1 protein-coding gene is annotated in these 742 nt (G+C 70.6%); it reads left to right on the top strand.

Features of this window, described 5'->3' with window-relative positions:
* Nucleotides 1-18: 18 nt before the first annotated feature.
* Nucleotides 19-742, top strand: a 724-nt coding sequence (locus tag GTW67_RS22110; protein WP_524539810.1) for an acyltransferase domain-containing protein, incomplete at its 3' end; no start/stop codon positions are given.

Genomic DNA, 742 nt, shown 5'->3' with positions numbered 1-742 from the left:
ATGAAGATGGTGCTGGCGATGCGGCACGGCCTGCTGCCGCAGACCTTGCACGTCGATCAGCCCTCCCCGCACGTGGACTGGACGACGGGAGCCGTCGAACTCCTCACCGAGGCCACACCGTGGCCCGAGACCGGCCGACCGCGCCGGGCGGGAGTGTCGTCCTTCGGACTCAGCGGTACCAACGCCCACATCATCCTCGAACAGGCTCCGGCCCCCACGGCGGACGAGGAGCCGACCGCGGATGTCGAGCCGCCGGTGGTGGTGCCGTGGGTGGTGTCGGCGAAGTCGGAGACGGCCCTGCGGGCGCAGGCGGAGCGACTGATGTCGTTCGTCGCGGTCGCCGAGCGTGCCGAACTCGCCCCGCTGGACGTCGGGTTGGCGTTGGCGACGACACGGTCGGTGTTCGACCACCGTGCCGTGGTCCTGGGAGGGGCAGACGGTCTGCGGGCGCTGGCCGAGGGTCGTGAGGCCCCGGGAGTGGTGCGCGGACGGGCCGGCGGCGCGGACGGCCGTGCGGTGTTCGTGTTCCCGGGTCAGGGGTCGCAGTGGGCCGGGATGGCTGCCGAACTCCTCGACACCTCACTGGTGTTCGCGGAGCGCATGGCCGAGTGTGCGGTCGCCCTGGACGCGTTCGTGGACTGGTCGCTGATCGACATCCTGCGGGATGTGGATGCGGATGCCTGGCTTGAGCAGGTTGATGTGGTGCAGCCGGTGTTGTGGGCTGTGATGGTGTCGCTGGCCG

It is taken from the genome of Streptomyces sp. SID5910 (assembly GCF_009862125.1).
Taxonomy (GTDB): Bacteria; Actinomycetota; Actinomycetes; order Streptomycetales; family Streptomycetaceae; genus Streptomyces.
The sequence above is the reverse complement of the archived record's forward strand: the minus strand, read 5'-3'. Positions and strand labels throughout refer to the sequence as shown.